General features: G+C 57.1%; 21 protein-coding genes. 9 read left to right on the top strand and 12 right to left on the bottom strand.

Going from position 1 to position 22,448, the window contains the following annotated elements; genetic code table 11:
• Positions 1-5 precede the first annotated feature (5 nt).
• Complete coding sequence (tusA, locus tag M495_RS00865) at positions 6-257, bottom strand: sulfurtransferase TusA (RefSeq protein WP_020824793.1); 252 nt, start codon at positions 255-257, stop codon at positions 6-8.
• Between the two features lie 220 nt (positions 258-477).
• Here tusA and M495_RS00860 point away from each other — a divergent pair, with 220 nt between their 5' ends.
• The 3 genes from M495_RS00860 to M495_RS00850 all read left to right on the top strand — a co-directional run bounded on the left by M495_RS00860 (position 478) and on the right by M495_RS00850 (position 2,262).
• Positions 478-1,143, top strand: a complete 666-nt coding sequence (locus M495_RS00860) for a 7-cyano-7-deazaguanine/7-aminomethyl-7-deazaguanine transporter (RefSeq protein WP_020824792.1) — start codon at positions 478-480, stop codon at positions 1,141-1,143.
• Positions 1,144-1,183: 40 nt separating this feature from the next.
• Positions 1,184-1,618 (top strand): GNAT family N-acetyltransferase, encoded by a 435-nt coding sequence (locus M495_RS00855; RefSeq protein ID WP_020824791.1) that lies wholly within the window; start codon positions 1,184-1,186, stop codon positions 1,616-1,618.
• A gap of 80 nt (positions 1,619-1,698) precedes the next feature.
• A complete protein-coding gene (locus M495_RS00850) occupies positions 1,699-2,262 on the top strand; it encodes a DcrB family lipoprotein (RefSeq protein ID WP_020824790.1) in 564 nt (187 codons plus the stop codon).
• A 46-nt stretch (positions 2,263-2,308) separates the two neighbouring features.
• On the opposite strand, the gene glpC is transcribed toward M495_RS00850, so the two are convergent.
• Genes glpC through glpA form a run of 3 tightly spaced genes read right to left on the bottom strand, consistent with a single transcriptional unit; the run spans position 2,309 to position 6,409 of the window.
• Positions 2,309-3,508: an anaerobic glycerol-3-phosphate dehydrogenase subunit GlpC gene (gene glpC, locus M495_RS00845; RefSeq protein WP_020824789.1), complete on the bottom strand. Its 1,200-nt coding sequence runs from the start codon at positions 3,506-3,508 to the stop codon at positions 2,309-2,311.
• Complete coding sequence (gene glpB, locus M495_RS00840; protein WP_020824788.1) at positions 3,505-4,776, bottom strand: glycerol-3-phosphate dehydrogenase subunit GlpB; 1,272 nt, start codon at positions 4,774-4,776, stop codon at positions 3,505-3,507. Before glpB ends, glpC begins: the two co-directional genes overlap by 4 nt.
• Positions 4,766-6,409 (bottom strand): anaerobic glycerol-3-phosphate dehydrogenase subunit A, encoded by a 1,644-nt coding sequence (gene glpA / locus M495_RS00835; protein WP_020824787.1) that lies wholly within the window; start codon positions 6,407-6,409, stop codon positions 4,766-4,768. Before glpA ends, glpB begins: the two co-directional genes overlap by 11 nt.
• A gap of 365 nt (positions 6,410-6,774) precedes the next feature.
• Here glpA and glpT point away from each other — a divergent pair, with 365 nt between their 5' ends.
• Positions 6,775-8,130, top strand: coding sequence for a glycerol-3-phosphate transporter (gene glpT, locus M495_RS00830; RefSeq protein WP_020824786.1), 1,356 nt, complete (start codon positions 6,775-6,777; stop codon positions 8,128-8,130).
• Between the two features lie 233 nt (positions 8,131-8,363).
• Complete coding sequence (glpQ, locus tag M495_RS00825) at positions 8,364-9,443, top strand: glycerophosphodiester phosphodiesterase (protein WP_020824785.1); 1,080 nt, start codon at positions 8,364-8,366, stop codon at positions 9,441-9,443.
• Between the two features lie 35 nt (positions 9,444-9,478).
• Here glpQ and yigL read toward each other — a convergent pair whose 3' ends face one another.
• Together yigL and pldB are read right to left on the bottom strand one after the other, a co-directional pair.
• Positions 9,479-10,279 (bottom strand): sugar/pyridoxal phosphate phosphatase YigL, encoded by an 801-nt coding sequence (yigL, locus tag M495_RS00820; protein ID WP_020824784.1) that lies wholly within the window; start codon positions 10,277-10,279, stop codon positions 9,479-9,481.
• An 11-nt stretch (positions 10,280-10,290) separates the two neighbouring features.
• Positions 10,291-11,328, bottom strand: a complete 1,038-nt coding sequence (pldB, locus tag M495_RS00815; protein WP_020824783.1) for a lysophospholipase L2 — start codon at positions 11,326-11,328, stop codon at positions 10,291-10,293.
• Positions 11,329-11,463: 135 nt separating this feature from the next.
• On the opposite strand from pldB, the gene rhtB reads away from it, so the two are divergent.
• A complete protein-coding gene (gene rhtB / locus M495_RS00810) occupies positions 11,464-12,084 on the top strand; it encodes a homoserine/homoserine lactone efflux protein (RefSeq protein ID WP_020824782.1) in 621 nt (206 codons plus the stop codon).
• 51 nt (positions 12,085-12,135) lie between these two features.
• Here the strand turns inward: rhtB and rhtC are convergent, their stop codons facing one another.
• The 3 genes from rhtC to pldA are packed head-to-tail and all read right to left on the bottom strand — an operon-like array spanning position 12,136 to position 15,534.
• On the bottom strand, positions 12,136-12,762 hold the full coding sequence (gene rhtC, locus M495_RS00805) for a threonine export protein RhtC (RefSeq protein WP_020824781.1): 627 nt from the start codon (positions 12,760-12,762) through the stop codon (positions 12,136-12,138).
• Positions 12,763-12,774: 12 nt separating this feature from the next.
• On the bottom strand, positions 12,775-14,607 hold the full coding sequence (gene recQ / locus M495_RS00800; protein ID WP_020824780.1) for an ATP-dependent DNA helicase RecQ: 1,833 nt from the start codon (positions 14,605-14,607) through the stop codon (positions 12,775-12,777).
• Positions 14,608-14,655: 48 nt separating this feature from the next.
• Positions 14,656-15,534: a phospholipase A gene (gene pldA / locus M495_RS00795; RefSeq protein ID WP_020824779.1), complete on the bottom strand. Its 879-nt coding sequence runs from the start codon at positions 15,532-15,534 to the stop codon at positions 14,656-14,658.
• A gap of 201 nt (positions 15,535-15,735) precedes the next feature.
• Between pldA and M495_RS00790 the strand changes: the two genes are divergently transcribed.
• Positions 15,736-16,206, top strand: coding sequence for a thioesterase family protein (locus M495_RS00790; RefSeq protein WP_020824778.1), 471 nt, complete (start codon positions 15,736-15,738; stop codon positions 16,204-16,206).
• Positions 16,207-16,270: 64 nt separating this feature from the next.
• Complete coding sequence (rarD, locus tag M495_RS00785; protein WP_020824777.1) at positions 16,271-17,158, top strand: EamA family transporter RarD; 888 nt, start codon at positions 16,271-16,273, stop codon at positions 17,156-17,158.
• A 7-nt stretch (positions 17,159-17,165) separates the two neighbouring features.
• Here the strand turns inward: rarD and M495_RS00780 are convergent, their stop codons facing one another.
• The gene (locus tag M495_RS00780; protein ID WP_041414108.1) at positions 17,166-18,224 is read right to left on the bottom strand and encodes an AbrB family transcriptional regulator; all 1,059 of its coding nucleotides are present in this window, start codon (positions 18,222-18,224) and stop codon (positions 17,166-17,168) included.
• 111 nt (positions 18,225-18,335) lie between these two features.
• On the bottom strand, positions 18,336-19,286 hold the full coding sequence (gene corA, locus M495_RS00775; RefSeq protein ID WP_020824775.1) for a magnesium/cobalt transporter CorA: 951 nt from the start codon (positions 19,284-19,286) through the stop codon (positions 18,336-18,338).
• Positions 19,287-19,731: 445 nt separating this feature from the next.
• On the opposite strand from corA, the gene M495_RS00770 reads away from it, so the two are divergent.
• On the top strand, positions 19,732-20,211 hold the full coding sequence (locus tag M495_RS00770) for a WbuC family cupin fold metalloprotein (RefSeq protein ID WP_020824774.1): 480 nt from the start codon (positions 19,732-19,734) through the stop codon (positions 20,209-20,211).
• 56 nt (positions 20,212-20,267) lie between these two features.
• Here M495_RS00770 and uvrD read toward each other — a convergent pair whose 3' ends face one another.
• On the bottom strand, positions 20,268-22,430 hold the full coding sequence (gene uvrD, locus M495_RS00765; protein ID WP_041415149.1) for a DNA helicase II: 2,163 nt from the start codon (positions 22,428-22,430) through the stop codon (positions 20,268-20,270).
• Between the last annotated feature and the right edge of the window lie 18 nt (positions 22,431-22,448).

The following is a 22,448-nucleotide window of genomic DNA, read 5'->3' as shown; positions in this document are numbered from 1 at the left end:
GGCGATTAGCGCTCAACACCTTTACGCAATAAATAGCGGTAAGGCGTTTTTTCAGTTTCCTGCGCCACCAGCGTGTGCTCCATAAAACGGCAAAAACCCGGAATATCGCGGGTGGTGGCCGGATCGTCAGCAATAATCAGCAGGGTTTCACCGTTATCCATATGGCGCACGGTTTTACGCACCATCATTACCGGTTCCGGACAGCGCAGCCCCAGCGCATCAAGCGTCTGGTCGGCCTGGGCAAACAAGTCAGTCATGCAATTTTTCTCGGTCAAAAGCGATCGGCGTACGCTCGCCGCATCTCATTAGCGCCTAGTTTACGCCGGTAGTTTTTCTGCGCAAGATGCGTTAACGTTTGCGTTAAATTTAACCATTGCATTGGTTGCGCAAACGCGTATCATGCGGCCGCGCAGCTTATTTCGCTGCACAGACAAGACATTCTGGGTTCCCTCACCCCACTGCTAAAAAGGCTACAACATGTATTCGTTTACCGCTCGACAGCGCCTCACCGCGTTGGTCTGGCTATCGCTGTTCCATATTGTCATCATTACCTCCAGTAACTACCTGGTGCAGTTGCCGATGTCCATTTTCGGTTTCCATACCACCTGGGGTGCGTTTACCTTCCCATTTATCTTTCTGGCAACCGACCTGACGGTGCGTATTTTTGGCGCCCCGCTGGCGAGACGCATCATTCTTTCGGTGATGGTGCCGGCCCTGTTTATCTCGTACGTCATCTCCACCGTCACCTATCAGGGGGAATGGCAGGGGTTTGCCGCACTGGGTAGCTTTAACCTGTTTGTCGCACGTATCGCCGTCGCCAGCTTTATGGCTTACGTGCTCGGTCAGATCCTCGACGTACACGTTTTCAACCGGTTACGCCAGCGCAGCGCCTGGTGGGTGGCCCCTGCCGCGGCCATGTTCCTCGGCAATATCAGCGACACGCTGTCGTTCTTCTTTATTGCATTCTACAAGAGCAGTGACGCCTTTATGGCCAACAACTGGGTCGAGATTGCGCTGGTCGATTACAGCTTCAAGGTGCTGATCTGCATGCTGTTCTTCCTGCCAATGTATGGCGTGCTGCTGAATATGCTGCTCAAACGCATTGCCGCACGCCAGGGCGACAGCAGCCTGCAACCGAGCTGACCCGTGTTATCATTGGCGGCCTACCCATCCGGAGGCCGCCATGACCGTCACCACCCGCCACGCTACCCTCGAAGAAATTCATCGTCTGTATCAGCAAATCCCCGAATTCGGCAATCTGCACAACCTCAACGATCTGCAACAGCGCATCGGCTCACTCCCGATGGCCGCACTGATCGCCGAAGTCGACGGCCAGGCTGCCGGTTTCAAGCTCGGTTATCAGCAACAAGACCGAGTGTTTTACAGCTGGTTGGGTGCCGTATTGCCGGCTTGTCGCCGCCACGGTGTGGCGTTAGCGCTATTGGCCGAGCAGGAAAACTGGGCACGGGCGCAGGGTTATCACCAGTTGAGGGTGAAAACCCGTAATCAGTTCCGTGCGATGCTGATGATGCTTATCAACAATCACTATCAGATTGTTCAACTGGAAAAGAAAGGCGAAGTGGCTGATTATCGGCTATTACTTGAGAAAACCTTGTGACAACATCTGCCTTGCATTTCACCCTGGAATAGGTTGCGATACGGCAGTGAAACCCTACCTGAAAGGAAGAAGGAAGCCCAATGCGTAAAGTAGCAAAATTGATGGGTATCAGCCTGTTAGTGCTTGGCCTCGCGGCCTGCGACGGCGAAACCAAAGACACCAAAGCGCCGGCGGGCGATGCCGCAACCAGCGCACCGGCCGGGCAACAGGTAAGCTTGCTGGAGGGTAAGCTGGCGTTCACCCTGCCGGTCGGTATGGCGGACCAAAGCGGCAAGCTGGGTAATCAGGCGAACAACATGCACGTTTACGCCGACAGTACCGGCCAACGCGCAGTGATCGTGATCCTCGGCGACAAAACCGCCGACAGTCTGGAAACCCTGAGCAAGCGTCTGGAAGATACCCAGCGCGCGCGTGATGCGAACCTGCAGGTGGTCACCAACAAAGCCATCGACGTAAACGGCGTGCCGCTGCGTCAGTTGGACAGCATCATTACCAGCGGCGGCGAGAAGGCCTACTCCTCCATCCTGATCGGCACGCTGGATAACAACATGCTGACCATTCAGGTGACGCTGCCGGCGGATAACCAGCAGCAGGCGCAAAGTGAAGCCGAAGGCATCATCAAAACGCTGAAACTGAACAAGTAAACTTTTACTGACTCAGCCTATAGGGCGCAGTTCACACTGCTGCGCCCTACGCCAGGGCCTGTGCCAACAGGGTAATCGGGTGTTCGCAGCGCTTGCTGGTCGACATCTCGATTTGCCATTTACAGGTTTCGCAGTCCGTCACCACCAAATCGACCCCACTCTCCTCAATCTGGCGAAACAGCGATGCGCCAATCCCTTGCGAAGTCGCATAGTTCTCGGATTTAAATCCGTAGGTGCCGGCAATGCCGCAACACTGCGAATCCAATACCACCAGCTCCAGCCCCGGTATCTGCCGCAATAATTCCAGCGTATAGGCCGTCCAGCCCATTTTCTCCATGTGACACGGCGTATGGTAGGCCACCCGCAATGGCGTACGCTTCAGCGGCAGGCTGCGCCCCTGATTGAGCAGGCGGTACAGATAGCGCGTCGCCAGCTCCACCCGTTCACGCACCGCCGAGGTATCCACCTCCAGCAAATGCGGGTATTCGTCACGCAGCGTAAAAGTACAGCTCGATGAAGTGGCCACAACAGGGATGCCGCGCTCCAACACCGCCTCATGCAGCGATTCGGCATTCACCTTGGCCTGTTTCTTGGCCTGGGCGATAAAGCCGTTGGCAATCAGCGGCACACCGCAGCATTTTTCGCGCTTAAGCAGCTGCACGCCGATATCCATCGCATTGAAGACTTTGATCAGATCCTTACCCAGCTGCGGGTGGTTGTAATTAACGAAGCAGCCGTGGAAAAAAGCCACCTGCTCGGCGTAACGCTGTTGGGCCTGCGCTTGCTGGCGGTACCAGCGGCGGAAGGTGCCGAACGAGTATTTGGGCAGTTCGCGACGGTGATCAATTTTCAACGCCTTGTCCAGCAGCGCGCGCACCGGCTTCAACCCGGTGGCAGCGTTGACGATCGGCGCAAACGGCGTCGACAGCGAGCCCATGATATCGGTATGACTGAGGATGGCGTCGCGCAGCGTCGGCTTGCTCTGGGCAAAGTCGGCACGCGCCCGCTGAATGATATCGCCAATTTTGACGTCGGACGGGCAGGCTACCTCACAGCGTTTGCAGTTGGTGCAATACTTCAGCGCTTCGTCGTACAGCGCCGGATCTTTTAACCGTAGGCGTTCGCCGTCCGGCCCAGCCTGCTTAGGCCCGGGATAAAGCGGATTGACCTTGGCCACCGGGCAATAGGTGGTGCAGACGGTGCACTTGATGCAGTTCTCAAAACTGTTGTCTTTGTGCAGGCTCATGGTTGCTCCTCCTGTGCCGCAATCTGTTGCGCGACATGCAATGCTCCCACCAACGAAACACCTGCACCGCAGCCCTGCTGCAGCGGATCGTAGCCGCCGGTCACCGCCCCTATGGCATACAGGTTACTCAAAGGCTCTCCCTGCCTTAGGGCACGCAGCTGGTTATCGGTGCGTACCCCAAACTGCAAATAGGGTTGCGGAGCAAACAGCTCGCGACAACTCCAGTCTGCACGCTCCGCCTTACTGTCGACATCCAGTCCAAATACCGGTTCACGTATGCCGTCGAAGTCCGCCACCAGCCCATTACTGAAAAAACTGCCGCTGGCCAGCACCACCTGCTGCGCCACCAACGGAATGTCGGTGTGGTTACGGGTATAAACACCGGTGACTCGCCCGGCTTCAATATCCGCCCGCAGCACGCTGTCCCCCGGCATAAAAACGCCGCCCAATTGCTGTAATCGCGAGCGCAGCGCCTGGTGCAACCTCATCCCGAGCACTGAAGGCGGCAGCGTCGGCAGCAGGCGAATCGGTTTGCCGACCGCCGCCTGCAGCGCCGCCAATGGCGCGTCATCCTCCAGCCCCAGACAGGCCGGCAAGAATATCGCCTCGGCGTCCGCAGCCAACCGCCGAAGCTCGTCCGCCATTGGCGTCAGGTTTTCCGGCAGATCCAGTACCCTGGCGATATTTACCGCTCGGAACTCACTGGGGTTATTGCGCAGCCGGTCCAGCGCCGGCAAGTGCATATCTGCCACCTCAGCCCGAACGCCCAGGGACTGCGTCAGGGAACTGGCGGCCAACTGTGGCTGAAAATCCAAAAAGCCTTCAATGCCGATCACCGCAATGTGCCGCCACGGCAGTTCACCGCCTAACGGCGTAACGGGGATAGCCTGCGGGCTGAGCCAGGTCGCCCGGCGCGTGCCCAGCGGCGTGATGCGCAGATGATTGCGTTCGCTGTCACCCTGCAGAGCAAGCCCACAGCGCTGTAGCAGCGATGCAGCTTCACCCGACAGCGCCGCCACCCGCTCGGCACCGATCAACGCATAGGGATGCCGGGGTGCCTGTGTTGCCAGTGCGGACAGCGCCGCCAATGGCTCTGTCACCGGGGTGCCGTCGGGCAGTTGCGCCAGCAGATCAAGCGAGCCGGATGAAAAATAGAGTGCACTCTGGCCAGAACTGACCACCGCACAGCGCTTGCCCTGTTCCGCCAGGCGGATGGCGCAGGTCATACCCGCCAGGCCACCGCCAATCACCACTACGTCAAATCGCATCATCGGCCTCCTGTTCCCCCCGGGCATCGAGCCCGCACAATCCCTGGTAAACCCAACTGGTAAATTCACTTTCGCGCAGCGCATCGCCCCAGGCGATAGGCCGGACGCCTTTCCAACGCTCGTTGAGGAAATGCGATAGCTGGTCGATCGACTGCTGCGGGGTGGTGACGTTAAAGCGTGTCAGCAGCCCCGCGGCACGGCAGGCGCAAAGCTCCCCCTGGCAGGTGCCCATGCCAACGCGGGTACGACGACGCAAATCGACCAGGTTATTGACGGTGAGAGAGTTAACCGCATAACGCACCTCGCCGGCGGTCACCGCTTCGCATTCGCACACCAGGCTGTTGTCCAACCGATCCCCCGCCGGTACGCGGTTTGCACGGTCGCCGTGGCGATAAACCGCCGAGCCACGAATACTGGCAGGCAAAGACACCACGCTACGCACCGTTTCTTCCGCCGACTGACGAGAACCCGGCAACGCCTCCTGTGCGGTAGTGCAGGGGCTGTCTACCCGAAGCTTTTCGCACACTTTATCGGTCGCCCACTGCGCCATCAGCCGGTAGGTCATCAGCTTGCCGCCGGTGATGGTGATAAAGCCTTCCAGACCGTCGCGGCTGGCATGATCGAGCAGCACGATGCCACGGCTGACGTTGCGACCGCTAGGGTCGTCGTCACTGGCTACCAAAGGCCGAACGCCGGCATAAGCACGCAGAATTCGGGTTTGCGCCAATTCAGGTGCCAGCAGCGCGCCCTCGCGGATTAAAATGTCCACTTCCTGCGGGGTCACCAGCATGTTGTCGATCTGATCATAATCAATGTGGGTGGAGGTGGTGCCAATCAGCGAGATGGTGTCACCCGGCACCAGAATGTCGGCGTCCGCCGGCTTGCGGCAGCGGTTGATCACCATGTTGTTGATGCGATGACCCAGGATCAGCAAAGCGCCCTTGGCCGGGAACATGCGAATTCGCAGATCGGCATATTCTGCAATCTGCTGACCCCAGATACCGGCGGCGTTGACCACCACTTCGGCGTGAATATCGTAACGGCGCGACGATTGGTGGTCGAAAACACGCACTCCGGTAACGCGATCGCCCGTGCGTAATAAACCGACCACCTGGTGATAAGTGAGGATCTGCGCGCCGTGCTCACGGGCATCGAGCATATTGGCGGCGGTCAAACGGAAAGGATCGACAGTGCCGTCCGGCACGCGCACGGCACCGATGAGCGCCGGATTAGCCGCCGGCTCCAGCCGCAACGCCAACTGCGGATCAATAGCTTCAGCGTTGATACCGGCGCTGTGGCAGGAGACAATAAACTGCTGTTGATAAGCCAGTGAATCCTGCGGCAGGGTGATAAACAGCCCGTCGGTTCGCTCGATGCAGTGGTGCGCAATGCGTTTGAGGATGCGGTTCTCTTCTATGCATTCGCGCGCCGATTCGCCGTCGGTTACCGCATAACGCGCACCGCTGTGCAGCAGGCCGTGGTTGCGTCCGGTCGCACCGGTGGCGATATCATGACGCTCCAGCAGTATGCAACGCAGGCCGCGGCGTGCGCAGTCACGAGCAATGCCCGCGCCGGTCGCGCCGCCGCCAATGATGATCACATCCGTTTCGTTTTCTGCTGAATGGCTGCTCATGACGCTCCCTCTGGATCCGTGGTTATTGCCCTATTGGGCCACAGTCATTGGGGTCTTTGTTTGATAAGGAACAATAACGAACTTAAAACGAAAGTAAAATGTCCACAAAAAACCACGAATGTGATCACAATCACGATTTTTAGGCGTTTTTCTATTTCATAACGTTAACGAATCGCTCAAAATCCGCCGGTGTTTCATAAAAGTGTAACATTTGCGCCATTCATCACAGCGACACCAGGCGGTTTTGACTAGGATGACGCTCGTTATGGAACAAAAAAACACCACATTCGATATCCGCTCAATCATCAAATGAACGTAAAAGATCATATTGATGTGATAACTAGATAAAGCCATCGGAGGCGCTCATGTTGAGTATTTTTAAGCCGGCAGCACACATTTCACGTGTGCCGGTCGACAAAGTCGACCCGCTGTACCGTAAATTGCGCTGGCAAATATTTATGGGGATTTTCTTCGGTTATGCCGCCTACTACCTGGTGCGCAAGAACTTCACCCTGGCCATGCCTTACCTGATTGACCAGGGCTTCAGCCGCGGTGACCTCGGTTTCGCGCTGTCCGGTATTTCCATCGCCTACGGTTTCTCAAAATTTATCATGGGGTCGGTTTCTGACCGCTCCAACCCTCGCGTGTTCCTGCCCGCCGGCCTGATTTTGGCTGCTGCGGTCATGCTGTTTATGGGCTTCGTTCCATGGGCGACATCGAGCATCGCGGTCATGTTCGTGCTGCTGTTCCTGTGCGGTTGGTTCCAGGGCATGGGCTGGCCGCCTTGTGGCCGTACCATGGTGCACTGGTGGTCGCAGAAAGAGCGTGGCGGTATCGTTTCGGTCTGGAACTGCGCCCATAACGTGGGTGGCGGTCTGCCACCGCTGCTGTTCTTGCTGGGTATGGCCTGGTTCAACGACTGGCACGCGGCGCTGTACATGCCGGCCTTCGGTGCCATTCTGGTAGCCCTGATCGCCTTTGCCCTGATGCGCGACACCCCGCAATCCTGCGGCCTGCCGCCGATTGAAGAATACAAAAACGATTATCCGGACGACTACACCGACAAAGCGGAAGAAGAGCTGACGGCCAAGCAGATCTTCATGCAGTACATCCTGCCGAACAAACTGCTGTGGTACATCGCCGTAGCTAACGTGTTCGTTTATCTGCTGCGTTACGGCATTCTGGACTGGTCACCGACCTACCTGAAAGAAGTGAAACACTTCGCGCTGGACAAGTCTTCCTGGGCTTACTTCCTGTACGAGTATGCCGGTATTCCGGGCACCCTGCTGTGCGGCTGGATGTCGGACAAGGTGTTCAAGGGTAACCGCGGCGCTACCGGCGTGTTCTTCATGACGCTGGTGACCATTGCCACCGTCGTTTACTGGCTGAACCCGGTCGGTAATCCTGGCATCGATATGGCCTGTATGATCACCATCGGCTTCCTGATTTACGGCCCGGTCATGCTGATCGGCCTGCACGCACTGGAACTGGCACCGAAGAAAGCCGCCGGCACCGCCGCAGGCTTCACCGGTCTGTTCGGTTACCTGGGCGGCTCTGTTGCAGCCAGCGCCATCGTCGGCTACACCGTTGACTACTTCGGTTGGGACGGCGGCTTTATGGTGATGATTGGCGGTAGCATCGGCGCGGTAGTGCTGCTGTTGCTGACCATGATGAGCGAGAAAAAACACCACGCGGAAATCGCTGCCAACAAACGCGGTTAAGCGTCATACAACTTTCGCATTATTTAAAGGCCGCCTTGCGGCCTTAATCTGACGACAAACACCCGAAAAATGGGATTTTCGGGCGTTTGGAGCAGCTCACAAGACATAATCCTTTGTTTTTATTAGTCCCCAGATCATAACGTTTAACTGCAAAGGACTTTGTCAGCAGTCTTAGGCCGGTTAATCACCGGCCTTTTTACTACCCCTGCACCTACAACATGGAGAACAACAATATGCGGACTCAAGTCAAAGCCCTGCTGGCAGGGATTATCCTGGCCACCTCAATGGTCAGCGCCGCACAAGCCGCCGACAAGGTGGTGATCGCCCACCGTGGCGCCAGCGGTTATCTGCCGGAACACACGCTGCCGGCGAAGGCCATGGCCTACGCGCAGGGCGCGGATTTCCTCGAACAAGATCTGGTGATGACCAAGGACAACGAGCTGGTGGTGTTGCATGACCACTACCTCGATCGCGTCACCGACGTAGCAGAGCGTTTCCCGGACCGCGCGCGCAAAGACGGCCGTTATTACGCCATCGACTTTACGCTGCCTGAAATCAAGTCGCTGAAGTTCACCGAAGGTTTTGAGATCGAAAATGGCAAGAAGGTGCAGGGCTACCCGGGTCGTTTCCCGATGGGTAAATCCGACTTCCGCGTCCATACCTTCCAGGAAGAGATCGAATTTGTGCAGGGGTTGAATCATTCAACCGGCAAAAATATCGGTATTTACCCGGAAATCAAAGCGCCGTGGTTCCATAAGCAAGAAGGGAAAGACATTTCCAGCAAGGTGCTGGCGGTTCTGAAACAGTACGGCTACACCGGCAAGGGCGATAACGTTTATCTGCAATGCTTCGATGCCAACGAGCTGAAGCGGATTAAAACCGAGCTGGAACCGAAAATGGGCATGGATCTGAAGCTGATCCAACTGATCGCCTATAACAAGTGGCAGGAAACCTATGAGCAGAAAGCCGACGGCAAATGGGTGGAATACGACTATGACTGGATGTTCAAACCGGGCGCGATGAAGCAAATCGCCCAGTATGCCGACGGCATCGGACCGGACTACCACATGCTGGTGGTGGCGGAAAAATCCAAGCCGGGCAAGGTGGTGCTGACCGACATGGTGAAAGAAGCGCATGCCAACAAGTTGGCGGTGCACCCATTCACCATCCGCGCCGATGCGCTGCCAGACTACGTGACCGACGTGAATCAGCTGTATGACGTGATTTACAACCAGGCGGGCGTGGACGGCGTGTTCACCGACTTCCCTGACAAGGGCGTGCAATTCCTGCAAAAGCAGGGCCAGCACAAGTAATACCAATCAGGGCGCCGCAAGGCGCCCTGTTCATATCAACCCAGGAACATTTTCCGCAGGTAATGTGGCACCGCGTCGTCGACGTTTGAGCCAATGACTTCCAGCTCAGGCAGTTTATCTTTCAAACGCTGATGCGCGTCGCGCATGATGCAGCCTTTACCGGCCATCGACAGCATTTCCAGATCGTTCATGCCGTCGCCGAAGGCGATGCACTCTTTCAACGTATAACCGATGATCTTGGCCACTTCTTCCAGCGCATGCCCTTTTGACACGCCACCCGCCATCACTTCCAGACAGGTTGGGAACGAGAAGCTGACGTTAACCCGATCGCCCCAGCGTGCATTGATGGCATCTTCCAGCGGCAGCAGCTTTTCGTGATCGTCGCAGGTGAAGTACACCTTGCACACGCCGTCGGTTTCCAACAGGCCCGGTTCGAACAACTGATACTGGAAAATGGATTCCTGGAAAAACTCTTTCTGTTCAGGGCTTTCGCGGTTGATGTACCAGTCGTCGTTGCGGTAGACGTTGGTGGTGATATCGGCATCGTTATGCAGCATGCCGTAAAGGTCGCGGGCAATGTCTTCGGCCAGGTTATGGCTGAAAATCAGCTCACCGTCGGTGTTGTGCACGCGAGCGCCGTTAGACGTGATCATAAAGGCGCTGATGTCGAGGTTATCGCGGATCTGCGCAACGTCGATATGGTGACGCCCGGTAGCGAAGACGAAATGTACCCCACGCTGGGTCAGCAGCTTCAAGGTCTCTTTGGCGTACGGGGACAAGGTGTGGTCAGGTGACAGCAGCGTGCCATCTAAATCGGAAGCGACGACGTGATACATAGCGGTATGTTCTAACCTCTGATGGAGTGGTCGGCGGTAGGGGTACCACCTAAGTGTTGAGCAAAGAAACGCAGGATTGCGTTCAGTGCTTCGGCGCGCATCGCGTCCCGCTCAAACAGGATCTCATGCCGTGCGCCTTCGATAACCTGCGGTTTTTCCCCTTCGCAAGGGTGCCCCGCTTCTGACAATGCCTGACAAAAAGCCTGGTGAGAGCGGTTGTCGACCACCCGATCCTCCCCGGCCTGCAATAACAATAGCGGCGTAGTGATGTTAGCCGCCTGAGCGATGATATCCCGACCGGCCTGGAGACTTTCTCGCACCCAATGGTAAGTGGGCCCCCCCACCTGCAGCTCGGGATAGTCGGCGTAATAGCGCAAGCAGCGCCGATAACGTTCACGACTGTGGGTCAACACGTTGACCACGTACGGCAGTGGGCGCCACTGGCCGGTGCCTATCGCATAGTACTCACGCACCTTCGGGTGCTTCTCCGCCCAGTCAAGAATGCGATTGGCCATCCAACCCGGCATCGGTAAATAAATGCCGAACATTGGCGCACAAAACGCGGCGGCGTCAAAGGCCTGCGGCTGACGAGCCAGGAATTGCGCCAGGATCGCGCCCCCCATTGAGTGCGCCAGCGCAAAGCGTTGCCGGTAACCGCGTGGCTTCACTTCCTGCTGATAGAACTGGGTGAAATCGTCGACGTAATCGCTGAAGTTTATCACATGACCACGGTGCGTATCCGCCAGCAAACGGCCGGAACGGCCTTGCCCACGGTGATCTAAAATCATCACATCATAGCCACACTGGAACAGATCGTAGGCAACCTCAGGATATTTAACGTAACTTTCGATGCGGCCGGGGCTTACCACCACCATCCGCTGATGACGCGCAGAACAGAATCGTACGAAGCGGATGGGTACGCCGCCAACGCCGATGAACTCGCCCTCCTCACGCAGCCGCCAAAAGTCCAGCAGCGGGCCGGTGGCGAAAGCAGCAAACTGCGTTTCACGCGTTAACCAGTCATCGGTGCTGAGAGTAAACGACGTCATCAAATGCTTTTCCCTGAGCCGCCAGCGGTAAAAATGTGACCGCTGGCACAAGAAATAATACTAGCGTATTGTGATTCAATTCCTACAAAAACCGAATCATTTTGGCACAAATTGGCGCTTTCAGGGAGCACTGCAATGACTTTGGACTGGTGGCTAACCTACCTGCTGACAACCCTTATCCTCAGCCTGTCACCCGGCTCTGGAGCGATCAACACCATGAGCACCGGCATCAGCCACGGTTATCGTGGGGCTGCAGCCTCGATCGCCGGGCTGCAGGTCGGGCTGAGCCTGCATATCCTGCTGGTGGGCATTGGCCTGGGGGCGCTGATCTCGCAGTCGCTGATGGCTTTTGAATTGCTGAAATGGCTGGGTGCCGCTTATCTGGTGTGGCTCGGTATTCAGCAGTGGCGCGCCGCCGGTTCGCTGGACTTGCATACGCTGGCGGGCACCATGCCGCGCCGCCGTCTGTTCCGCCGCGCCGTGCTGGTGAATCTGACCAACCCGAAAAGCATCGTTTTTCTGGCGGCGCTGTTTCCACAGTTTATTTTGCCCAATCAGCCCCAAGCCGAGCAGTACCTGGTACTCGGCGTCACTACGGTGGTGGTCGATATCATCGTGATGATTGGCTACGCCACTTTGGCGACCCGTATTGCCGGTTGGCTGAAGACCCCACGCCAAATGCAACTGCTGAACCGCATCTTTGGCTCGCTGTTCATCCTGGTCGCAGGGCTGCTGGCCACGGCCCGAAAAGCCTGATGCAAAAGGGCCGAACATCGCTGTTCGGCCCTCTGGTTCACTGCCCCAAAATTAACGGGTAAAGATCAGGTGCAAGCCGAAACCGGTGAACAATACCCCCGCCAGTCCGTCGATCCATTTAGCCAAGCGTTGATAGCCCCGGCGCATTGCCGGTAGCGCAAACACCACGGCCACTAGGCTGAACCAGACAAAAGTCTCGGCGATGATCAACAGGAACAGCCCCCAGCGCGCACCGGCGCCCACGTCGTCACCGACAAACAGTGAAAACACGCTGCCGAAATAGATAACGGCCTTTGGATTTGACAGGTTGGTCAGAAAACCGCGAATAAAGCTGCGTCCCGGCTTTGGCAAGGCCACTTTCACTTCCGGCGCTGGCGTTGATTGTGCATTCTGAGAGCGTGCGGAGCGCAGCAGCTGCCAGCCCATCCAGCACAGGTAAATCCCCCCGCCCACCATAATAACCTGATGCAGCCAGGCCATTTTTTGCAGGATCAGGTGCAGGCCCATCAGCGCCACGCCCGCCCAGACGACGATGCCCAGCGAGATGCCCACCACCCCCATCATCGCCTCACGGCGTGAACGGCTGGCGGCGGTTTGCGAAACAAAAAAGAAGTCCGGCCCCGGGCTCATCAGCGCAATCAGGTGCACCAGCGCCACGGTCAGAAATAACATCAGCATGATTTACTGCCCTTAGTCTTCGTCATTATCGAGATGATCGCGGATCATCGCCATAAACGGGGCGCCAAAACGCTCCAGCTTACGCTGGCCAACGCCGTTAACGCTCAACAGATCGCCGGCCTTGATTGGCATCTGTTCCGCCATTTCCAGCAGCGTAGCATCGTTAAACACCACGTAAGGCGGAATATTTTCTTCATCGGCAATCGATTTACGCAGCTTGCGCAGTTTGGCAAACAGTTTGCGATCGTAGTTGCCGCCGTAGGATTTCTGGTTGGCACTGCCACGCGATTTCAGGCTTTGAATGCGTGGCACCGCCAGTTGCAGCTCCAGCTCGCCGCGCAACACCGGGCGTGCAGCCTCGGTCAGCTGCAATGCCGAATGCATGGCAATGTTCTGAGTGATAAACCCCAGGTGGATCAACTGACGCAGCACGCTGGTCCAGTGTTCGGTGGTTTGGTCGCGGCCAATGCCGTACACCGGCAGCTTTTCATGGCCGTATTCGCGGATACGCTGATTATTGGAGCCGCGTAACACCTCGACAATGTAGCCCAAACCGAAACGCTGCCCGACGCGATAGACACAAGACAGTGCTTTGCGCGCATCTTCCAGCCCGTCGTAGCGCTTGGGCGGATCCAGGCAGATATCGCAGTTGCCGCAGTTCTGATGTTTGCCCTCGCCAAAATAGTTAAGCAGCACCAGGCGGCGGCAGGTTTGCGCTTCGGCAAATGCGCCCATGGCGTTCAGCTTGTGGCGCTCGATGTCCAACTGTTGTCCGGCAGGCTTTTCTTCCAGGCAGCGGCGCAGCCAGGCCATATCGGCCGGGTCATACAGCAAGATAGCTTCGGCGGGTAGGCCATCGCGCCCGGCACGGCCGGTTTCCTGATAATAAGATTCGATATTGCGCGGAATATCAAAGTGCACCACAAAGCGCACGTTCGGTTTATTGATGCCCATGCCAAAGGCGACGGTGGCCACTACCACCTGTAAATCGTCACGCTGGAACGCTTCCTGCACCTGGGCGCGGCGATCGTTGTCCAACCCGGCATGATAGGCACCCACGCTCAGCCCACGGCTTTGCAGGCGCGCGGTGGTGTCTTCCACCTTGGCCCGGCTGTTGCAGTAAATAATGCCGCTTTTGCCGCGTTGGTCCTGTACAAAACGCCACAGTTGATCGAGAGGTTTAAACTTCTCCACCAGCGTATAGCGGATGTTCGGCCGGTCAAAGCTGCTGACCTGCACCAAAGGGTCCTGCAGCGCCAGCAGGCGCACGATGTCGCCACGGGTAGATTCATCGGCTGTCGCCGTCAGGGCTATCACCGGCATCGCGGGGAAGCGTTGCTTCAACTGCCCCAAGGCACGGTATTCTGGGCGGAAGTCGTGGCCCCACTGCGAGATACAGTGTGCTTCGTCTACTGCCAGCAACGCCGGCGGACAGTGGTCGAGCAGATCGAGAAAGCTGTCCATCATCAGCCGCTCGGGAGCGATGTACAGCATTTTGATTTGGCCGCTGCGGCACCCCGCCATCACTTCGAGCTGCTGCTCACGCGTTTGCGTCGAGTTATAGCAGGCGGCGGAAACGCCATAGGCCAACAGCTGATCGACCTGATCTTTCATCAGCGAAATCAACGGGGAAACCACTAACGTCAGGCCATCCATCACCAGCGCCGGGATTTGATAGCACAACGATTTACCGCCGCCGGTCGGCATAACAACCAGGCAATCCTGCCCGCCGATCGCCGTGTTGATAATCGTTTGTTGACCCGGTCGGAATTGCTGATAGCCGAAGGTATCGCGTAATACCTGCTCTGCCAGCAACTCTTTGTTTATCACTGCTGCGGTTGACACACACTTCCCCATTTTTTGCTGCGTAGCGACGCCTGTATGACGGCCGGATTACATAATATCGTTAAGCATGACACCAACGCCAACCCGTGTCTGCCGGAAGTTGTAATCAATCAAGGATTCGCCGTAACCGCTGAAGACTTGCGTGTAGAAACGCACGTGCTTGCTGATCGGGTAGCTCCAGCCCATTTCCGCGCCGCCGTAGCCGCTGTTCCAGTTATAGTGGCTGTCGACGCTGAAGATGCTGTCACCCCAGGCATAACCGACTTTCAGGCGGTAGTAGCCCATGTATTTGGTGATATCCGGGTTATCGTCGCTGCTGCTGCTTTCCGAGAAACGGAACCAGGGCTTCAGATCCACCTGCCAGTTGCCGTTTTGCGCCATAAAGCGCGCGTAACCGCGGTTCCAACTGCGTGAGGTGGGATCAGAACGGCCGTTGGACTGGTGATTGAGGCCCACTTCCACATCGCGCAATGTCCAGCCGGCGAAGCGGTAATCGGTCGCCCAGCCGAGGAACACCTGCGGCTCGTAGTTGGTTTCGCGAAACGGTGATGATTCACCGTGGTTGGAAAGCTGCCACCAGGAGCGCTGAGTATAAGATGCACCCAGCACCGAGTTGTCGCCCGCAATGCCGCGCCACAGTGGGAATGCCAGACTAAGCTGGAACTTCACCTCGTCCTTGCGGGCGTTATCGGACCAGTTATAGGACTGGATGGCTTCTTTATTGATATTGCTGGTATCGGTATACAGCACATAGTTGGTTTCATACGGATACAGCGTAAATGGGTTGTCGTGATCCTGCAGCATGTTGGCAATAATGCTGCCGCGTACCGCCGGTTTATCATGAATTTGCTGCTCTTTGGCTTCTTCCGCCTGTACCAGCAGCGGCGCGGCCAGCGTGGCCAAAACGATCCCTGACAAAATGCGCATAACGTTCCTCACCCCAACAAAAAATGACAAACTCTGAAATAAAAACAGGCCATTTTACACACAAAGGAGATTTTACAGCAGCACGGCGTGTATTTATTGGATTAGTCTGGAAAGCAACAAAATATAGGCATAATATCAACAAACGGTTAACCTGGACTGACCAGTTTACTTCCCTACGACACAGAACAAGAATGGGTATTTATGTCTACCACACCACTCACACTAGAAGCCGCACGCCAAAAAATTGGCGAAATCTTTGTTTATCACATGCCGTTTAACCGCGAGCTGGGTCTCGAGCTGCGCCGCTTTGACGACGACTACGTGGAGCTGAGTTTCACCAATCAGCCCAAGCTGGTTGGCAATGCGGCCCAGAAGATCCTGCACGGTGGGGTGATCGCCTCGGTGCTCGACGTCGCCGCCGGGTTAGCCTGCGCCGGTAGCGTGCTGATGCGCCTGGATCCACTGATCGAAGAAGAAGTCGCTAGCCGTCTGTCGCGCATGGGCACCATAGATTTGCGCGTTGATTATCTGCGCCCGGGCCGTGGCGAGCACTTTATCGCGGCGGCCAGCGTATTGCGCAGCGGCAACAAAGTCGCAGTCGCCCGCGTTGAACTGCATAACCACGATGGCCTGCACATCGCCAGCGCTACCGCGACCTATCTGGTCGGGTGATTGTATGCGGTGAGGCTCTTCAGTACACTCACCGCATCTCCGTTTTTCCCATCTGAGTAACGTCATGGACGCACAGCAAACGCGGCAGGGCATCTTCTTTGCTCTGGCCGCCTATTTTATTTGGGGCATAGCTCCAGCCTATTTCAAACTGATCCAACAGGTACCTGCGGATGAGATCCTCACCCACAGGGTTATTTGGTCATTCTTCTTTATGCTGGCACTGATCACGCTCGGGCGTAACTGGTCGCAGGTGCGCGCCGCCTGCCACAATCGCAAACGGCTGTTCTTGTTGGCGGTGACCGCGGTGTTGATCGGCGGCAACTGGCTGCTGTTTATCTGGGCGGTGAATAACCACCATATGCTGGAAGCTAGCCTGGGGTATTTCATTAACCCGCTGGTGAATGTGCTGCTGGGGATGCTGTTCCTGGGTGAACGTTTCCGCCGCATGCAGTGGATAGCGGTGGTACTGGCATTTGCCGGCGTGTTGATTCAGCTGTGGCAATTCGGTTCGCTGCCGATTATCGGGCTGGGGCTGGCATTTAGCTTTGCGTTCTACGGTCTGCTGCGCAAGAAGATCGCCATCGACGCGCAAACCGGCATGCTGATTGAAACCCTGTGGCTGCTGCCGGTCGCGGCGGCGTATCTTTTCCTGTTCGCCGACAGCCCAACCAGTCACCTGAGCGCCAACCCTTGGTCGCTGAACCTGCTGCTGGTGGCAGCCGGCATCGTCACTACCGTACCGCTGCTGTTCTTTACCGCCGCAGCCACCCGCCTGCGCCTGTCGACACTCGGCTTCTTCCAGTATCTCGGCCCCACGCTGATGTTCCTGCTGGCCGTCACCTTCTATGGCGAAACTGTCGGCCAGGACAAGCTGGTGACCTTTGGCTTTATCTGGGCCGCACTGCTGTTGTTTATCCTCGACGCGCTCTATACCCAACGTAAACTGCGCTGAAGCAGCGCTAAGTTGAAGCCGGGGTGGCGCGGTTAGAAATGAATCGTGCCATCGCCGGGCCAGTCAGCAAGATGGTGAACAAACGCAGCGTCTGCATCGCCATCACGAAAGACATGTCGACCCGACTGCCGGCGGCGATGATCGCCACCGTATCCAGCCCACCCGGACTGGTCGCCAGATAGGCGGTCATCAAATCCACCGGCAGGAAACGCGTCAGCATCCATGCCAGCAGACCGCAAAACAGCATCAGCGCGACGATCGACACCACCATCTGCGGCAAGGTACGTAGCGCCAACAAAAAAATCGGCCGGGTGAAGCGCAGCCCGACGCTCCAGCCAATCAGGGTATAAGCCAGGGCCAACAGCCATTCCGGCACCTGCAACGCCATGGTACCGCTGGAATGCAGCGCCGCGCCGATGATCATCGGCAGCAACAACGCGCCGGAGGGAATACGCAACCGGGGGCCAAGCCAGGCGCCGACCACGGCAATGCCCAGCGTCGCCGGGAAACGCCAATCCAGTGAAGGGAACCACTCCAGCATCGCGCCGCCATGCCCCGCTTCATCACCCAACCCAATGCGCGCCACCATCGCCGCCGCGGTTGCGACAAACAGCACCCGCAGGTATTGCATAAACGCCACCAACCGCACGTCGGCACCGAAATCCCCGGCCATCGCCACCATCGCCGATGCCCCGCCGGGCGATGAGCCCCAGGCACCGGTTGGCCCCGGCAGACTGCTATAACGCACCAGACACCAGCCTGAAACTCCGCTGGCCAGCAGCGTAGCGATCAACACCAGCAGCACCAAAGGCCAGTCATCCAGTAACGGTGTGAGAATAGCAGGAGAGAGACTTTGCGCGATCATGCAGCCCAGCACCGCCTGTGCGGCGATGAACAGGTAACCTGGAATGCGAACCGTGGCGCCCAGCAGCCCCATGGCCACGCCGACAATCATCGGCCCCAGCAACAGTGCAGCGGGAATATGGAATCTTTGCAGGCCAAACCCCAGCACCAGCGAAGCCAGCAGCAGGATTGACCATTGGATCAAGCGGGGAAACCTCTCCATCAAAACGCATGCCTTACGGACAGATAAGCCAAAGGGACATTCTACCCCTATTTAGCAGGCTAAGCGTTGGTCGACAGCAGAAATATCGGGCGAACAGGTTCGCCCGTCAGCTTACAGCCAGTTCTTGCGTTTGAAGTACAGGTACGGGGCCAGCCCCGCCAGGATCATCAGGCTGATGGCGCCCGGATAGCCGAACGACCACTTCAGCTCCGGCATAAACTCGAAGTTCATCCCGTAGCTTGAGGCCACCAGCGTCGGTGGGAGGAACACCACCGACACCACCGAGAAGATCTTGATGATGCGGTTCTGTTCGATATTGATAAAGCCCATCGCCGCCTGCATCAGGAAGTTCACCTTCTGGAACAACGATTCGTTGTGTGGCAGCAAAGATTCGATGTCGCGCAGCACTTCACGCGCCTGCTCCAACTGACCGGTCGGCAACCTCGCCTTACGCACCAGGAAATTCAGCGCACGCTGGGTATCCATCAAACACAGTCGCACTTTCCAGCCGATATCTTCCAGTTCGGCCAGCGTCGACAGTGCTTCGTCGTATTCATCGCCCTGATGGCCTTCCATGATTACCCGGCTGAGCTTTTCCAAATCGCTGTAGACGTTTTCAATTTCGTCCGCCAACTGCTCAATTTTGGTTTCGAACAGATCCAGCAACAGCTCGTAAGCGTTGCCGTCCACCATCGTCAGGTTACGTGCGCGCATGCGGTACAGGCGAAACGCCGGCAGCTCACGCTCACGCAGGGTATACAGACGCCCATCACGGATGGTGAAAGCTACGGTGGAGTTACCGGCATGGTCTTCCGCATCTTCAAAGTAGAAGAAGGAGTGAATATGCAGGCCGTCTTCGTCTTCGAAGAAACGCGCGGAAGCTTCGATATCATCCAGCTCCGGACGTGTCGCCAGGCTTTGGCCCAGCTCGTTTTGCACGCGTTCACGCTCGCCTTCTTCCGGCTCAACCAGATCAACCCACAGCGAGGTGGTGAGATCATCGGAGTCATCCAACTCCAGACGGGACAGGCGGCTTTTATCTAATTTAAACGCGCTCAGCATCTGCTAAAACTCCCTTAGGGTGACAGGGGTAAACAACGCGTGGAAGCACAGAAACAGAGGGGTGTTGCATCACCAGCTTGTTTCAGACCATGAAGGATCTGACTCGTAGCGACACTTAAGAGGTCGCCGACAACCACGAAGGCTATCAGCTCGATGGGATAGCCTTAGAAGTTGTACCTGTTGTTGTCCAGGTCAGTGAGCCAGTATCTACTGGGTGTGTCCAAGGCGTATGTCCTCATTGATAATAGTGCGCGCATGTTACGCCGAGAAGAAAAAGTCTGTCAACCGGTTAGGCCCGATAATTGCGCAACAATTCATCGCCATAACCAATGGGACAAAATCGGTTTAATCCGTGATAAAGGGTAACGAAAAAGTCGCGGGGATCTCTGACCGCGTCGGTGAATATTGCTAATATGAAGCCACGATAAGCTTGCGGACTTTAACGATGAAACAGATTACCGCCCACGACCTGACCGCCATGAGTGAGCAGGCCGCTAAAGTGGCTCGCCTGCGCGCGCACCGTACGTTACACGACGAGTTGAGCGAGCCGGTGCAGCGACTGGCGATTGCCATGGAGCCTGGCACCTATATTCGACCGCACCGCCATCCACAAACCTGGGAACTGTTGACACCGCTGCGCGGCCGCTTTGTGGTATTGCAGTTTAATGAGGAAGGTGTCGTCACCCAACGCACGCTGCTGGGTGAAGAAACCAAAGTACTGGAGATGCCGGCGTTTACCTGGCATGCCGTGCTGTCGGTTGATCCCGGCGGCGTGGTGTTTGAAGTAAAACAGGGGCCTTATCAGGCGCTGTCGGAAGAGGACTGCATGCACTGGGCCCCTCCAGAAGGTGGTGAAGGCATCGAAGCTGTGATGCGCTGGTATGCCACCGCGCAAGTTGGCGATCGCTATACCCGTACGCTTTAAGCCTGAGTGCTGGGGCGAAGAGATTCGCCCCTTTGGGTTCGGCGGCTACTGCCCCGCTACACCGTTTCCAGTCTGGCATAGGCGGCCACCAGCCACTTGATGCCTTCCCCTGGAAACGCAATTTGCAGCCGACTGTGTTCGCCGCTGCCTTCCAGATTGACGATGGTACCTTCGCCAAATTTAGGGTGACGCACTCGCTGCCCCAGCTTGTAGCCGGTATCGTTTTCACTGATCGGCGTGCCCATACGACGATGGCTCACCGGTCGCGATACGCTGGCACGCAACCGCACTTCCTCCACGCACTCCTCCGGCAGTTCGCCGATAAAACGCGAAGGCCGATGGTAAACTTCCTTGCCGTACAGACGGCGCGTTTCGGCATAGGTCAGCGTCAGTTTCTGCATGGCACGCGTCAGGCCAACGTAGGCCAGACGACGTTCTTCTTCCAGCCGCCCGCCTTCATCCAGCGACATCTGGCTCGGGAACATCCCCTCTTCCATACCGACGATAAACACCAGCGGGAACTCCAGCCCCTTGGCCGAGTGCAGGGTCATCAACTGCACCGCATCCTGATAGGCATCGGCCTGGCCTTCGCCCGCTTCCAACGCAGCATGCGACAAAAATGCCTGCAGCGGCATCAGATCCTGATCTTCATCCTGATAGCTGTATTGACGGGTTGCCGTCACCAGCTCCTCAAGGTTTTCGATACGCGCCTGGCCTTTCTCGCCCTTTTCCTGCTCATACATAATGAACAGCCCCGAATCGCGGATCACCCGGTCGGTCTGTACGTGCAAGGGCATATCGGCGGTTTCATGCGCCAGTGAATCCACCAGTTCGGTAAAGCGCTGCAGCGCAGAGGCCGCACGGCCGGCCAGCACCTTGTCTTGCAGCAGGGCGCGGGTGGCCTGCCACAGGGTCAATTGACGATCGCGCGCCGTTCGACGCACTTCGTCCAACGTCCGGTCACCAATGCCACGGGTCGGGGTATTTACTACGCGCTCGAACGCAGCGTCGTCATTACGGTTGGCTATCAGCCGCAGATAGGCCAGCGCATCCTTGATTTCCTGACGTTCGAAGAAGCGTTGCCCGCCGTAAATGCGGTAAGGCATGGCGGTTTGCAGCAGCGCCTCTTCCAGTACGCGCGACTGGGCGTTGCTGCGGTAAAGGATGGCGCAGTCATTCAGTGCGCCGCCATTTTCCTGCCAGGTTTTGATGCGGCCGACGACAAAGCGCGACTCGTCGAGTTCGTTGAACGCACAGTAGATAGAAATAGGTTCGCCATCCCCGCCCTCTGTCCACAGGTTTTTACCCATGCGCCCGCCGTTGTTGGCGATCAGGGTGTTGGCTGCCTTTAGAATATTGCTGGTCGAACGGTAATTTTGTTCCAGAAGGACGCTCTGCGCACCGGGGAAGTCCTTCAGGAAACGTTGAATATTTTCCACCTGAGCGCCGCGCCAGCCATAAATCGACTGGTCATCGTCACCCACGATCATCACGTTGCTGTTATTGCCGGCCAGCAGGCGGATCCAGGCATATTGAATGCTGTTGGTATCCTGAAACTCATCTACCAGTACATTGGTAAAACGTTCGCGGTAATGGTTGAGGATATGCGGTTTGTTCAGCCACAGCTCATGGGCGCGCAGCAACAGCTCGGCAAAATCCACCAGCCCGGCGCGATCGCAGGCTTCCTGATAGGCCTGGTAGATGCGCAACCAGGTCGCCTCCACCGGATTATTATAGGTTTCGACGTGTTGCGGGCGCAGGCCCTCATCTTTTTTGCCGTTGATGTACCACATCGCCTGACGCGGGGGCCATTGTTTCTCGTCGATATTCAACGCCTTGACGATGCGTTTGAGCAGGCGGAACTGGTCGTCGCTGTCGAGGATCTGGAAATCCTGCGGCAGATTGGCATCCATGTGATGTGCGCGCAGCAACCGGTGAGCCAGCCCGTGGAAGGTGCCGATCCACATGCCACCCTGACTGGTGCCAATCAGATGTTCGATACGGTGGCGCATTTCCGCCGCGGCTTTGTTGGTGAACGTCACCGCCATGATCGAATACGGCGAACAGTTCTCTACCGACAGCAGCCAGGCGATGCGGTGCACCAGCACCCGTGTTTTACCGCTGCCCGCGCCGGCCAGTACCAACAGGTTGCCACGTGGCGCCGCCACGGCTTCGCGTTGTTTTTCATTCAGGCTGTCGAGCAGATCGGAAACGTCCATAGGCACCATTAATTGGTA

This window comes from Serratia liquefaciens ATCC 27592 (genome assembly GCF_000422085.1).
In the GTDB taxonomy this organism is placed as follows: domain Bacteria; phylum Pseudomonadota; class Gammaproteobacteria; order Enterobacterales; family Enterobacteriaceae; genus Serratia; species Serratia liquefaciens.
Note: the sequence above shows the minus strand (reverse complement) of the source record. Positions and strands in the feature narration are given on the sequence as shown.